Source organism: Paraburkholderia tropica, assembly GCF_914484835.1.
GTDB lineage: Bacteria > Pseudomonadota > Gammaproteobacteria > Burkholderiales > Burkholderiaceae > Paraburkholderia > Paraburkholderia tropica_A.
This window is the reverse complement of record NZ_CAJZAR010000057.1, coordinates 42,469-55,885: the sequence shown is the minus strand read 5'-3', so window position 1 is coordinate 55,885 and position 13,417 is coordinate 42,469. Positions and strand designations below refer to the sequence as shown.

Genomic DNA, 13,417 nt, shown 5'->3' with positions numbered 1-13,417 from the left:
GTGAAGGCGGCATTCTGCGTAATTCGAACGGCGAGCGTTTCATGGAACGCTACGCGCCGACGCTGAAGGATCTCGCGCCGCGCGACTTTGTTTCGCGTTCGATGGACCAGGAAATCAAGGAAGGCCGCGGTGTTGGCGCGCACAAGGATCACGTGCTGCTCGACCTGTCGCACATCGGCGCCGAGACCATCATGAAGCGTCTGCCGTCGATCCGCGAAATCGCGCTGAAGTTCGCGAACGTCGACTGCATCAAGGAACCGATCCCGGTCGTTCCGACGATTCACTACCAGATGGGCGGTATTCCCACGAACATCAACGGTCAGGTCGTTGGCACGCCGAAGGGCCACGAAGAAGTCGTCAACGGCTTCTACGCCGTGGGCGAATGCTCGTGCGTCTCGGTGCACGGCGCGAACCGCCTGGGCACGAACTCGCTGCTCGACCTCGTGGTGTTCGGCCGTGCGGCCGGCAACCACATCGTCAAGCACGTGAAGGAGCTGAAAGAGCACAAGCCGCTGCCGGCCGACGCCGCCGACTTCGCGCTCTCGCGCCTCGCCAAGCTCGACAACTCGACCTCGGGCGAATACGCCCAGAGCGTCGCGAACGAAATCCGCGGCTCGATGCAGAAGCACGCTGGCGTGTTCCGTACCTCGGCGCTGCTGGCCGAAGGCGTCAAGGACATCGCGCAAGTCGTGGAACAGGCGAAGCACATTCACCTGAAGGACAAGTCGAAGGTGTTCAACACCGCGCGCGTCGAAGCGCTCGAAGTGGCGAACCTCGTGGAAGTTGCGCAGGCAACGATGGTCTCGGCTGAAGCCCGTAAGGAAAGCCGTGGCGCGCACGCACACAGCGACTACGAACACCGCGACGACGAAAACTGGCTGCGCCATACGCTGTGGTTCAGCGAAGGCAACCGTCTTGATTACAAGCCGGTTCACATGAAGCCGCTGACCGTCGAGTCCGTGCCGCCGAAGGCGCGTACGTTCTAAGGCACACGCCAGTCAAAAGGAATTGGGAAATGGCCAAACGTATTTTTGAAGTCTACCGCTACGATCCGGACAAGGACTCGGCGCCGCGCATGCAGACGTACGAGCTGGACCTCACGCACGAGCGCATGCTGCTCGACGCGCTGGTGAAGCTCAAGGAAGTGGACGAAACGCTGTCGTTCCGCCGTTCGTGCCGTGAAGGCGTGTGCGGTTCGGACGCCATGAACATCAACGGCAAGAACGGTCTGGCGTGCCTCACGAACCTGAACGACCTGCCGGCGAAGATCGTGCTGCGCCCGCTGCCGGGCCTGCCCGTCGTGCGCGACCTGATCGTCGACATGACGCACTTCTTCAACCAGTACCACTCGATCAAGCCGTACCTGATCAACGACACGCCGCCGCCCGAGAAAGAGCGTCTGCAGTCGCCCGAGCAGCGTGACGAACTCGACGGTGTGTACGAGTGTATTCTGTGCGCGAGCTGCTCGACGTCGTGCCCGAGCTTCTGGTGGAACCCGGACAAGTTCGTCGGCCCGGCCGGCCTGCTCCAGGCTTACCGTTTCATCGCGGACAGCCGCGACGAAGCCACCGGCGAGCGTCTGGATAACCTCGAAGATCCGTACCGTCTGTTCCGTTGCCATACGATCATGAACTGCGTCGACGTCTGCCCGAAGGGGCTGAACCCGACGAAGGCGATCGGCAAGATCAAGGAACTGATGGTCCGCCGCGCGGTTTGACCACGGCGAGATTGAATGGACTCGCACCAGTCTGACCCTCATCGCCGCGCGCGCCTTCGCTGGCGCGCGCGGCGCGGTATGCTCGAAAACGACATTATTTTCGAGCGTTTTTTCGACCGCTATGAGCATGACCTCAGCGACGCCGACGTGGGCGCACTTACGCGCCTGCTCGAGCTGAGCGATAACGACCTGATGGACTTGCTGCTCGCACGCAAGGAACCAGAAGGCAACCTTGCCGACCCGGACGTGAAGCGGGTGCTGGAGCTGCTTCGCAACGTCTGAGACGCGGTGACGCCAGGAGGCGCCGCGCCGGACGTGCAAACTATCGAATCCTGTGTTTATCTTCGATTGAGGATGTGCTATGACCCCGTCTGATGTAAAAGCCACGCTATCGTTCAGCGACAATTCGCCGAGCGTCGAACTGCCGATCTACAAGGGCACCCAAGGCCCGGATGTAATCGACATCCGCAAACTGTACGGTCAGACCGGCAAGTTCACGTATGACCCGGGCTTCATGTCGACGGCATCGTGCAACTCGGCGATCACGTATATCGACGGGGACAAGGGCGAGCTGCTGTATCGCGGTTACCCGATCGACAACCTCGCGCAGAACGCCGACTTCCTCGAATCCTGCTATCTGCTGCTCAAGGGCGAGCTGCCGAACCAGGTGCAGAAGGACGAGTTCGTGAAGACCGTCACGCAGCACACGATGGTTCACGAGCAGATGCAGTTCTTCTTCCGTGGCTTCCGTCGCGACGCGCACCCGATGGCCATTCTGGTCGCGGCTGTCGGCGCACTGTCGGCGTTCTATCACGACTCGCTCGACATCAATAACGCGAAGCATCGCGAAGTTTCGGCAATCCGCATGATCGCGAAGCTGCCGACGCTCGTCGCCATGGCGTACAAGTACTCGATCGGCCAGCCGTTCGTGTACCCGCAGAACAATCTGTCGTACAGCGCGAACTTCATGCGCATGATGTTCTCGAACCCGTGCGAAGAGTACAAGGTCAACGACGTGCTCGTGCGCGCCCTCGACCGTATCCTGATCCTGCACGCAGACCACGAACAGAACGCCTCGACCTCGACGGTCCGTCTGGCGGGTTCGTCGGGCGCGAACCCGTTCGCGTGTATCGCGGCCGGTATCGCGTGTCTGTGGGGCCCGGCGCACGGTGGTGCGAACGAAGCCGCGCTGAACATGCTCGAGGAAATCGGTTCGGTGGACAACATCCCCGAATTCATCAAGCAGGTGAAGGACAAGAACTCGGGCGTGAAGCTCATGGGCTTCGGTCACCGCGTGTACAAGAACTACGATCCGCGTGCGAAGCTGATGCGCGAAACGTGCCACGAAGTGCTCAACGAACTGGGCCTGCACGACGATCCGCTGTTCAAGCTCGCGATGGCGCTCGAAAAGATCGCGCTGGAAGACGAATACTTCGTGTCGCGCAAGCTGTACCCGAACGTCGACTTCTACTCGGGCATCGTTCAGCGCGCGCTGGGCATCCCGACGTCGATGTTCACGTGTATCTTCGCGATGGCACGTACGGTGGGCTGGATCGCCCAGTGGAACGAAATGATCGCCGACCCCGAGCAAAAGATCGGCCGTCCGCGTCAGCTGTTCATCGGCAACACGCCGCGCGAAGCGAAGCCGATTTCGCAACGCTAAGCATCGCAGCTGGCTCGCGTGATGCGCCGTTCACGGTGCGTCGCGCGGCGAGCGCACAACGCCCCGCCGGGTTCGTCCCGCCGGGGCGTTTTCTTTTTTGCGGCCTTGAATCCGCCGCTCAAATCCAGCCGTCGATCTTCAGTCCGCTCGCCTGTTCGGCTTCTTCGCGCGACACCTGACGTATCGTCTCGCCGAAACTCCATACGTGGCCTTCAGGGTCGCAGGCCGCGTAGACGCGATCGCCGTAGAACTGATCGTCGGGCTCGCGCACGATCGTCGCGCCCGCGGCGCGCGCGTGTTCGCAATGCGCGTCGAGGCCGCTTTTGAGCTGCACATGCACCGACTGCGTGTTCTTGCCGCCGACCGCGGCGGGGCTCGTCGAGGGCATGCCCGGCCACTCGCCGCAGACCATGATGTAGCCGTCCTGGAAGCGCATTTCGGAGTGGCAGACCTTGCCGTCGGGCGTCGTGACGACGAACTGCGTCTTGAAGCCGAACGCCTTTTCCAGCCAGTCGAGCGCGGCGCGCGGGTCGCGGTAGTAGACGGCGCTGCCGAAGGCCGGGCGTTGCGAGGTATCGCTCATGATCGTCTCCTGTCGTGCCTCGAATGGAACGCCGCGGCGCGCTGCGTGGGCGAACCGCGTGCGACGAATCTAGCACCGGCGCGCGGCGCTCGCGCGCACCGTGCCTGCCTGCGCACGGCCCTGCACGGCCCCGTCCCGCGAATCCTTTATGATGGACGCGTCCCCTTTTTCTGCCGCGATCGCCCGCATCGCGCAGATCGCCGAGCCGCTCCATGTTCTTCGCCGCGCATTCCCTGCATCGCCGTTTGAGCATCGCCATCGGCACGCTCGCGATCGTCGTGGGCCTGCTCGGCGCGCTCGGCACCTTCCTCGTGGTGCGCAGCCTCGCGAGCGAGTTCAGCGCGAGCCTGCGCGACGCCGCCGCGCACGTGCAGGTGGGCGCGCCGCCGCAGATCCACCACGCGGCCACGGCGAACGGCGCGCGCCGTCCCTCCGACGATTTCGTGGTGCAGATCTGGTCGACCGGCGACGCCGCCGCGCCGAGCCGCACGAGCGACGCCGATATCGCCTTGCCGCGCGCGCAAGCGGGCTTTTCGTCGATCGACTACGACGGCGAGACGTGGGACGTCTTCGCGCTCGCGGCCGGCGACGAGCACATCCAGGTCGCCGAATCGCGCAGCATGCGCAACCGTAACGCGCTGCGCGTGGCGTTCTGGAGCCTGTTGCCTGTGCTCGCGCTGCTGCCGCTGCTGGCGTTCACGATCGCCGTGACGGTGCGCGTGTCGCTGCGGCCGCTCGAACGCGTCGGGCGCCGCGCGGCGCAGGTCGATCTGCACGATCTGCGCGAACTGAAGCCGCTCGACGTGGCGAAGGCGCCCGTCGAACTGCGGCCCTTCATCGAGTCGATCAACCGCATGATCGAGCGCCTCGCGCTGCTTGTGAACACCGAGCGCAAATTTATCGCCGACGCCGCGCACGAACTGCGCTCGCCCATTTCCGCGATGCAGTTGCAGATCGACAATCTGCACGACGCGCCGCCCGATCAATACCGCGAGCGCTTCGAGGAACTGCGGCGCGGCGTGGCGCGCACGGGCGCGCTCGTTTCGCAGCTGCTCGGGCTCGCACGCGCGGAGATTGGCGGCGCGCAGCGTGCGCTCGCCGATATCGCGCTCGCGCCGCTCGTGACCGAGGTGCTGGCCGATCTGCTGCCGCTCGCCGACGCGCGCGGCGTAGATCTCGGCGTCGAGCGTCTCGACGAGGCGAGCGTGCACGCGACCGAAGCCGATCTGCGCGTGCTGGTGCGCAATCTGATCGACAACGCGATCCGTTATGTGCACGCGGGCGGGCGCGTCGACGTGTCGGTGCGGCGTGAGGCGCGCAGCGTGACGATCGAGGTGATCGACGACGGTCCCGGCATCGCCGAAACCGACTTGCCGCGCATTTTCGACCGTTTTTTCCGCGCGGGCGCGAACGACACCGAAGGCAGCGGCCTCGGGCTCGCGATCGCGCAGGCGCTCGCGCACGGCTATCGCGGACGCGTCACGCTGGAGAATCGCGCCGACGGCCAGACGGGCATCGTCGCGCGCATCGTGTTGCCGGGCGTGTGAGGTGCGCCGTGATTGGCGATATCGACAGGAATACTGAATAAAAGTGAGGGAAGCTGAGCGATGCGCATTCTGCTGATCGAAGACGATCTGCTGATCGGGCCCGCGCTGCTGCGCGCGCTCAAGGACGCGACCTATAGCGTCGACTGGGTGCGCACGGGCGAAAGCGGCCGCGCGGCGATCCGCGACGGCTCGTACACGGCGATCCTGCTCGATCTCGGCCTCGGCGACATGAGCGGCCTCGACGTGCTGCGCGGCCTGCGCGAGTCGAACGATACGACGCCGGTTATCGTCATCACCGCGCGCGACGATGTGGACACGCGCGTCGAAGGCCTCGATCTGGGCGCCGACGACTATCTCGTGAAGCCGTTCGAGAGCAAGGAACTGCTCGCGCGCATCCGCGCGGTGGTGCGGCGCAAGTCGGGTTTCGCTTCATCGACGATGGGCAGCGGGCGCGTGACGCTCGACATGAACGCGCGCCGCCTCACGTTCGACGGCCAGAGCGACGATCTCTCCGCGCGCGAATACGCGCTGATGCTCGCGCTGCTCGAACGGCCCGGCGCGATTCTGTCGCGTCAGCAGATCGAGGAGCGGCTTTACGGCTGGGGCGAGGAAGTGGAGAGCAATGCCGTCGACGCCGTGATTTACAGCGTGCGCCGCAAGTTCGGGCATGCGGTGATCCGCAACGTGCGCGGGCTCGGTTGGGCGGTGTGCGTTTGAAGCGTGTTTGAAGAAAAACGCGGCGAGCGGGGGCTCGCCGCGAGGCGCGCGACGCGGGGGGAAGGGCCGCGCCGTCCGCGCCAGATAAACGGGTAACCTGCAAGCGCGCTTACGAAGCCAGCAGACGCTGCCACGGATGCGCCTGCCACGCCCGCGAGAGCGCCGCGAGCAGCGCGGCTTCGCTATCGGCGACGTGACGGTCGGCGTAGACCGCGACGTGGCACAGATTGAGCACCTCGGCGCGCAGCCCCGGATCCTGCAACTCGCGCATGACGTGCTGCATGACGTCGGAGTCGAGCTTGCACGCGTCGCTCCAGTTCAGGTGCGCGCTCACGCGCAGATCCTCGCAGAGCCCTTGCATGATCGATCCGAACTCGCCGGGTTCGAGGCCGAGGCGGTCGGCGATGCGCGCCTGATGCACGGCGCTGAGTTCGCTGCTGCTGAGGTGGCCATCGGCGAGCAGGGCGATGGCGACGATCCGGCCCGCGGCCTGCGGGCTGTTGCTGGAGTAGGTTCGCATGGTCAGATGTCCTTGAGGTTGGTCGGTGTCGCGTTGCCAGGCCGCGCCGTTAGTCGAACAGGTCGCCGAGCCACGACTTGCGGCGGCGCTGCGCGTGCTCGTCGCGATGCGCGCGGTGATGCGAGCCTTGCTGCGCGCTGTAACCGTCGTCGAGCCGGCGCGACTGCGTCGCCTGCGCGCTTGCCGTGCGGTCGAGCAGCTTGTCGAGTTCCCCGCGGTCGAGCCAGACGCCGCGGCACTGCGGGCAGTAGTCGAGTTCGACACCTTGACGCTCCGAGATCGCAAGCGTGACGTCAGGGCAGTTCGGGCATTTCATGTTGCGCTCCGTGATGAATGGACAGGCCATCGGGCGCCGCCTGGGCCTCGCCGTCGCCGCCGTCGTTGGCGGGCTGGCGGGTTGTGCGGTGCCGATGGAATTCATCCTCGCAGACGAAAATGAGCGAAAAATGAGGAGCGTGTTTTCGGGCTGGAACGCGCGTCCGAAACGCGCCCGAGATGCGTCCGAAACGCGCTATCGCGCCGCGTCCACGCCGCCGCCGCGCGTCTTCACCAGCGACAGCAGCACGCCGCCCGCGAGCAGCGCCGCCGTCACGCCGAGGCTCAGCAGCGCCGGCATCTTGCCGACGAAATGCACCAGCAAGATCTTCGCGCCGATAAACACCAGCACAAGCGCGAGCGCATGCTTGAGGTAGTAAAAACGGTGCGCCATCGCCGCGAGCGCGAAGAACAGCGCGCGCAGGCCGAGCACGGCGAAGATGTTGCTCGTATAGACGATGAACGGATCGGTCGTGATCGAGAAGATCGCGGGAATCGAATCGACTGCGAAGATCAGGTCGGCGAATTCGATCATTAGCAGCGCGACCAGCAGCGGCGTGGCGTAGCGCTTGAGCTTGCCGGTCGCGGGGTCCGCCTGCCGCACCACGAACGCGCCGCCTTCGATGCGCGGCGCGACCGGCAGCACGCGGCGGATCGCGCGCAGGATGCGGCTGTCCTCCACGCGCGCCTCCTCTTTCGAGCCGAACAGCATCTTCACGCCCGTGATCGCGAGAAAGACGCCGAACACGAGCAGCATCCACTCGAAGCGCGCGATCAGCGCGGCGCCGAGCCCGACCATGAGCGCGCGCAGCACCAGCACGCCCACGATGCCCCAGAACAGCACGCGATGCTGGTACACGCGCGGCACCGCGAGCGCGCCGAAGATCGACGCGATCACGAAGACGTTGTCGAGCGAGAGCGACTTCTCGATCAGATAGCCGGTGAGGTACTCGGTGGCGGGCTCGGCGCCGATCTGCCACCAGACGAAGCCGCCGAACAGCACGCCCACGGCGATATAGCCGAGCGAGAGCCAGAGGCTTTCGCGGATGCCGATCTCGTGATCGTCGCGATGGAGCACGCCGAGGTCGAGCACGAGCAGTGCGATCACCACGGCGATGAAGGCGACCCAGAGCCACGCGGGCTGGCCGAGAAAGCTGGCGGAGACGATCGGCGTGAGCATGGCGGTCAGGTCCTTGGGCCTCGAAAGTGGGGAGGAGGGCGAGCGCGAGGGGCTCAACAGCCCAGCTTAGTCCTGAGGAATGAGCGCGGAATGAGGCGCGTCCTGGTGTGGGCGGGTCGGCGTCGAAAGTGACGTCGGATTGACGGACATCCAGGCGCGGCGCTTCCGTCCGCGATGCGGCATTTATGCGAAACCGTGCGGTGCTAGATTCATCGATCCTTACAACAACGAAAGGACATGAGAATGACACGCATCAAAGCTGGCCTCGCTTGCGGGCTCGTCATCGCGCTGAGCGGCTGTTCGGCGCTGCAGAGCATGGACCCCAATGCGGCGGTGTCTGCGGGCACGACGCTTTTCAAGGCCGCTACGCTGTCGGACAGCGACATCGTCACGCTCTCGAACGACGCCTGCAAGGCGAGCGACGCGCAGTCGAAGGTGGCTGCGTCGAACAGCGCCTACGGCAAGCGTCTCACGAAGGTGATGGGCGGCTTCGGCGACATGACGCTGAACGGCCAGAAGATCAACTACAAGGTCTACGAGACGAGCGACGTCAACGCGTGGGCGATGGGCAACGGCTGCGTGCGCGTCTATAGCGGCCTGATGGACAAGATGAGCGACGACGAACTGCGCGGCGTGATCGGCCACGAAATGGGCCACGTCGCGCTCGGCCACTCGAAGAAGGCCATGCAGGCGGCCTATACCGTGAGCGCGGCGCGCACGGCGGCGGGCGCGAGCGGCAATTCGGTTGCGTCGGCGTTGAGCACGTCGCAGCTCGGCGACCTGACCGAGAAGTTCATCAACGCGCAGTTCTCGCAGTCGCAGGAAAGCGCCGCCGACGACTATTCGTTCGATCTGCTGACGAAGAAGGGCATGAATCGCGAAGGCCTCGTCACCGCGTTCCAGAAGCTCGCGGCAATGGACGGCGGACAGAGTTCGATGCTGAGCTCGCATCCGTCGTCGCCGAGCCGGGCGCAGCACATCCAGAATCGGATCAAGAAGGAAGGGTGATAGGGCGCTAGCGCAGGCGGTCAGCGGCAGGGTAGCGCGCGCTGGCCGCGGTTCGACGTTACAGCTCGTAGGAGGGCGTGGTTGCGGCGACGAGCAGGAAGACCACGAACATCATGGCAATCAACCCCGCCACTGCGACGCCGAAGGACTTCCACCCGGACTCCAGTTCGCCGCCTGCCTGCGTGTGTGCAGTGATGGCGGGCGTCTGCGTCTTGCCTGTGTAAAACGCGACGATGAACACGCCAATGAGCGCGCTGACATGCCCAAAAGCTTTGGCCAGCGCATTGGAGTCGTCGGTCGTCGCGGCGAACAGCAGCATGCCCAGCGTTCCGAGCGCGGTCACGGCTAGTTCGTTCCACGCGCGCGACGTGTTGCCCAGTCTTGAAGAGTTGCGCCACAGAAGATAGCCGCCCGCGAGTGGCGAACCCACAAACGTCGCCAAGACGATGCTGCGCGCGCTGAACAGTTTGAAGCGGGGCGTTGATGCGCGAAGGACTTCGGACGAAGGCGAAGGCGGGGCGTTCAGAAGGTCGGTCATGCTGTCCCAGGTGTGGTGAGAGGGTGAAAGCATGCGGAACTTACTGGAACGCGTCCGTGGCTTCTTTAGGCCATTTCTGATTTCTACGTCGTCTTTGCCTCAGAACTGATAATTGATCGACACGTCGCACACGCCTTCGGTCTTGGTCTGGACGATCGGGCTGTGCGCGGCGCTGCCGAGCAGCCGCTTGATCGCGCCGTCGGCGCTCACGAACCAGTGCTTGTTGACGAAGTACACCATCGTGATGCCGAAGCCCGCCGATTTCAGGCCCGGACTCGCGTCGTACTGTCGATAGCCCGAGGCGGCGGCCTGCTGCGGCGTTACGCCGAACCAGCTCTGCATGTAGTTCGAATCCGCGAACGTGACCGAAGGTCCGGCGAACCAGTAGAACGTCTGACTGCTGCCCGGCAGCGGCATGTAGGCGCCGAAGTCGGCGGTCCAGCCGTTCGAGCCGCCGAAGCTGCGCGTGAACGCGCCGCGGAACACCAGCGGGAAGTCCTTCGAAATCACGTATTCGCCCGCGATCTTCATCAGCGGCGCGGGATTGATGTTGCCCATGCCGTTCAGGCGCGACGGATCGTCGTGGCCGCGCCGGCCGAGATCGTAGGCGGCGGCGATGCTCAGACGCCAGTTCTGCCCCTGCAGGAAGTTCACGCCGAAGCCTTCGCCCGTCGAGCCGAACAGGATGTCCTTGTAGCGCAGGTCGATGCTCGGTCCGGCCATCATGTGATAGCGGTCCGAGCCGTCGTAGCGCGGCTCGAAGGTCGCGCCCACGCCGAGGCGCGCCTCGAAGTCGGGCCGGTCGGGCTGATAGAGCTTTTCGAGCGGGATGCCCGCGGAGTACTGCCACTCGCCGAGCGGCGAGGGCGTCTGCGCCTGCGCGCGCGGTGCGATCGCGAACACGCAGACGGTGGCCGCCACGGCGAGCGACGCATGGCGCACGCCGCGCCGCCGGGCGTCCGGGTTGGCCTGCGGTTGCCGCCGCGGGATCAGGCTTGTTCTGCTTGTTTTCTTGTACGCGGTACGGGTTGCAAATGGCATGAGGCCTCCGTGATTGCCTGTGCGGGCCGCGACATGTCCGTGGGTTCAGTGTGATGGAACCATGGAAACGGGGATCGTGCGGCGGCGCACATCACGCAAACGACGTGCCTGATGTGGCACCCACAGTGGCGCTACCACCGTATCGCATGGCGTCCGCGCGTGCGCTGAACCACAAGAAATCAATCGGAAAAACAAGGGCTTCCGCTGCGATGCTCACAAACGGCGCACGCAAAACACGTCGATGCCAGGACGAAGCCGCGACGAAAACACCGCGCGCGCCACGCCGGGTAACACCGATACAGGTATCGCCACTACCACCCAACTCACTGTTTTTTATCGCTTTTTTTGGATCGAGGCGATGCGGGAGGCGGCTTTCGCGTGGCATAATCGATTCACAAAGTATTGCCCCCCGCAGTCACTAACTCCCCGCATATCATGGCAAAGACGCTCTACGACAAGTTGTGGGACTCGCATGTGGTCCACACGGAAGACGACGGCACGACGCTCCTTTATATCGACCGTCATCTGCTGCACGAAGTCACCAGCCCGCAGGCTTTTGAAGGCCTGAAGCTGCATGAGCGCCCGGTGTGGCGCATCAGCGCGAACCTGGCGGTTTCCGATCACAACGTGCCCACCACGGACCGCAGCCACGGCATCGCCGACCCGGTGTCGAAGCTCCAGGTCGACACGCTCGATTCGAACTGCGACGCCTTCGGCATCACGCAGTTCAAGATGACTGACCAGCGTCAGGGCATCGTGCACATCGTCGGCCCGGAACAGGGCGCGACGCTGCCGGGCATGACGATCGTCTGCGGCGACTCGCACACGTCCACGCACGGCGCGTTCGGCGCGCTCGCGCACGGCATCGGCACCTCGGAAGTCGAGCACGTGCTGGCCACGCAAACGCTCTTGCAGAAGAAAAGCAAGAACATGCTCGTGAAGGTCGAAGGCACGCTGCCGCGTGGCTGCACCGCGAAGGACATCGTGCTCGCCATCATCGGCAAGATCGGCACGGCGGGCGGCACGGGCTACGCCATGGAGTTCGGCGGCTCGATGATCCGCGGCCTCACGATGGAAGGCCGCATGACCGTCTGCAACATGGCGATCGAAGGCGGCGCGCGCGCCGGCATGGTCGCCGTTGACGACACCACGGTCGAATACCTGAAGAACCGTCCGTTCTCGCCGCAAGCCGCGGAGTGGGACCAGGCCGTCGAGTACTGGAAGACCTTCCGCACCGACGAAGGCGCGCACTTCGACCGCGTGGTCGAACTGTCGGCCGCCGACATCGTCCCGCAGGTCACGTGGGGCACGTCGCCGGAAATGGTCACGTCGGTCGACGGCCGCGTGCCCGATCCCGAGCGCGAGAAGGACCCGGTCAAGCGCGACGCGATGGAACGCGCGCTGCAATACATGGCGCTCGAACCGAACATGCCGATCGAGTCGATCCAGCCGGACAAGATCTTTATCGGTTCGTGCACGAACGCGCGCATCGAAGATCTGCGCTCGGCCGCTTACGTCGTGAAGAAGCTCGGCCGCCGCGTGGCGCCGAACATCCGTCTCGCGATGGTGGTGCCGGGTTCGGGCCTCGTGAAGGCGCAAGCCGAGCGTGAAGGTCTCGACAAGGTGTTCACGGAAGCGGGCTTCGAATGGCGCGAGCCGGGCTGCTCGATGTGCCTCGCGATGAACGCCGACCGTCTGGAACCGGGCGAGCGTTGCGCGTCCACCTCGAACCGCAACTTCGAAGGCCGTCAGGGCGCGGGCGGACGCACGCACCTCGTGAGCCCGGCGATGGCCGCGGCTGCTGCCATCGAAGGTCATTTCGTCGACATTCGCAAGCTCGGTTAAGGCAACACGATCATGGAAAAATTCACCGTACACACCGGCGTCGTGGCGCCGCTCGATCGCGAGAACGTCGACACGGACGCGATCATTCCGAAGCAGTTTCTCAAGTCGATCAAGCGCACGGGCTTCGGTCCGAACGCGTTCGACGAGTGGCGTTATCTGGATCACGGCGAGCCGGGTCAGGACAACTCGAAGCGTCCGCTGAATCCCGATTTCGTGCTGAATCAGCCGCGTTATCAGGGCGCTTCGGTGCTGCTGACGCGCAAGAATTTCGGCTGCGGCAGCTCGCGCGAGCATGCGCCCTGGGCGCTCGATCAGTACGGATTCCGCGCGATCATTGCGCCGAGTTTTGCTGACATTTTCTATAACAACTGCTTCAAGAACGGGCTGCTGCCGATCGTTTTGAGCGAAGCGGATGTCGATCATCTGTTCAACGAAACGTATGCGTTCAACGGTTTCCAGTTGACGATCGATCTGGATAAGCAGGTCGTGCGCACGACGGATGGGTCGAAGGAATATCCGTTCGAGGTGGCTGCGTTCCGTCGTTATTGTCTGCTGAACGGTTTCGACGATATCGGGCTTACGCTGCGTCACGCCGACAAGATTCGCCAGTACGAAGCCGAGCGGCTCGTGCGTCAGCCCTGGCTCAAGAATCGCGTTATTTAAGCGGTTTTTTTTGCGCGGATGTTGTGGGGGAGGCGTGCTGGCGTTTTGCGCGTTTCCTTGGTTTCGTGTCGGTATGCAAG

The 13,417-nt window shown here is 64.4% G+C and carries 15 protein-coding genes; 9 read left to right on the top strand and 6 right to left on the bottom strand.

The window, feature by feature from the left end; all coding sequences use genetic code 11:
* From LDO54_RS19670 to gltA, 4 genes are all read left to right on the top strand, one after another.
* The coding region (locus LDO54_RS19670) for an FAD-binding protein (protein WP_224012353.1) at positions 1–986 on the top strand (986 nt) is incomplete at its 5' end.
* A 29-nt stretch (positions 987–1,015) separates the two neighbouring features.
* Complete coding sequence (locus LDO54_RS19665) at positions 1,016–1,717, top strand: succinate dehydrogenase iron-sulfur subunit (RefSeq protein WP_103703222.1); 702 nt, start codon at positions 1,016–1,018, stop codon at positions 1,715–1,717.
* Between the two features lie 15 nt (positions 1,718–1,732).
* Positions 1,733–1,999 (top strand): succinate dehydrogenase assembly factor 2, encoded by a 267-nt coding sequence (locus LDO54_RS19660; protein ID WP_167068785.1) that lies wholly within the window; start codon positions 1,733–1,735, stop codon positions 1,997–1,999.
* A 79-nt stretch (positions 2,000–2,078) separates the two neighbouring features.
* Positions 2,079–3,380, top strand: a complete 1,302-nt coding sequence (gltA, locus tag LDO54_RS19655) for a citrate synthase (RefSeq protein WP_224012352.1) — start codon at positions 2,079–2,081, stop codon at positions 3,378–3,380.
* Positions 3,381–3,498: 118 nt separating this feature from the next.
* Here gltA and LDO54_RS19650 read toward each other — a convergent pair whose 3' ends face one another.
* Positions 3,499–3,963, bottom strand: a complete 465-nt coding sequence (locus tag LDO54_RS19650; protein ID WP_224012351.1) for a VOC family protein — start codon at positions 3,961–3,963, stop codon at positions 3,499–3,501.
* 212 nt (positions 3,964–4,175) lie between these two features.
* On the opposite strand from LDO54_RS19650, the gene LDO54_RS19645 reads away from it, so the two are divergent.
* Together LDO54_RS19645 and LDO54_RS19640 are read left to right on the top strand one after the other, a co-directional pair.
* Positions 4,176–5,510, top strand: coding sequence for a sensor histidine kinase (locus tag LDO54_RS19645; RefSeq protein ID WP_224012350.1), 1,335 nt, complete (start codon positions 4,176–4,178; stop codon positions 5,508–5,510).
* Between the two features lie 60 nt (positions 5,511–5,570).
* The gene (locus tag LDO54_RS19640) at positions 5,571–6,227 is read left to right on the top strand and encodes a response regulator transcription factor (RefSeq protein WP_065060017.1); all 657 of its coding nucleotides are present in this window, start codon (positions 5,571–5,573) and stop codon (positions 6,225–6,227) included.
* A gap of 109 nt (positions 6,228–6,336) precedes the next feature.
* Here LDO54_RS19640 and LDO54_RS19635 read toward each other — a convergent pair whose 3' ends face one another.
* The 3 genes from LDO54_RS19635 to LDO54_RS19625 form a co-directional block, all read right to left on the bottom strand.
* Positions 6,337–6,747, bottom strand: coding sequence for a TerB family tellurite resistance protein (locus LDO54_RS19635; RefSeq protein ID WP_224012349.1), 411 nt, complete (start codon positions 6,745–6,747; stop codon positions 6,337–6,339).
* Between the two features lie 49 nt (positions 6,748–6,796).
* Complete coding sequence (locus LDO54_RS19630; RefSeq protein WP_224012348.1) at positions 6,797–7,063, bottom strand: zf-TFIIB domain-containing protein; 267 nt, start codon at positions 7,061–7,063, stop codon at positions 6,797–6,799.
* Positions 7,064–7,258: 195 nt separating this feature from the next.
* Positions 7,259–8,242 (bottom strand): TerC family protein, encoded by a 984-nt coding sequence (locus tag LDO54_RS19625; protein ID WP_224012347.1) that lies wholly within the window; start codon positions 8,240–8,242, stop codon positions 7,259–7,261.
* 243 nt (positions 8,243–8,485) lie between these two features.
* Between LDO54_RS19625 and LDO54_RS19620 the strand changes: the two genes are divergently transcribed.
* Positions 8,486–9,250, top strand: coding sequence for a M48 family metalloprotease (locus LDO54_RS19620; RefSeq protein ID WP_224012346.1), 765 nt, complete (start codon positions 8,486–8,488; stop codon positions 9,248–9,250).
* 58 nt (positions 9,251–9,308) lie between these two features.
* Here the strand turns inward: LDO54_RS19620 and LDO54_RS19615 are convergent, their stop codons facing one another.
* Both LDO54_RS19615 and LDO54_RS19610 read right to left on the bottom strand, forming a co-directional pair.
* Complete coding sequence (locus tag LDO54_RS19615; protein WP_224012345.1) at positions 9,309–9,788, bottom strand: hypothetical protein; 480 nt, start codon at positions 9,786–9,788, stop codon at positions 9,309–9,311.
* Between the two features lie 99 nt (positions 9,789–9,887).
* Positions 9,888–10,829: a MipA/OmpV family protein gene (locus tag LDO54_RS19610; protein ID WP_224012344.1), complete on the bottom strand. Its 942-nt coding sequence runs from the start codon at positions 10,827–10,829 to the stop codon at positions 9,888–9,890.
* A 435-nt stretch (positions 10,830–11,264) separates the two neighbouring features.
* On the opposite strand from LDO54_RS19610, the gene leuC reads away from it, so the two are divergent.
* Together leuC and leuD are read left to right on the top strand one after the other, a co-directional pair.
* Positions 11,265–12,674 (top strand): 3-isopropylmalate dehydratase large subunit, encoded by a 1,410-nt coding sequence (leuC, locus tag LDO54_RS19605; protein ID WP_224012343.1) that lies wholly within the window; start codon positions 11,265–11,267, stop codon positions 12,672–12,674.
* 12 nt (positions 12,675–12,686) lie between these two features.
* Positions 12,687–13,337 (top strand): 3-isopropylmalate dehydratase small subunit, encoded by a 651-nt coding sequence (gene leuD, locus LDO54_RS19600; protein WP_224012342.1) that lies wholly within the window; start codon positions 12,687–12,689, stop codon positions 13,335–13,337.
* The last annotated feature ends 80 nt before the right edge of the window (positions 13,338–13,417 follow it).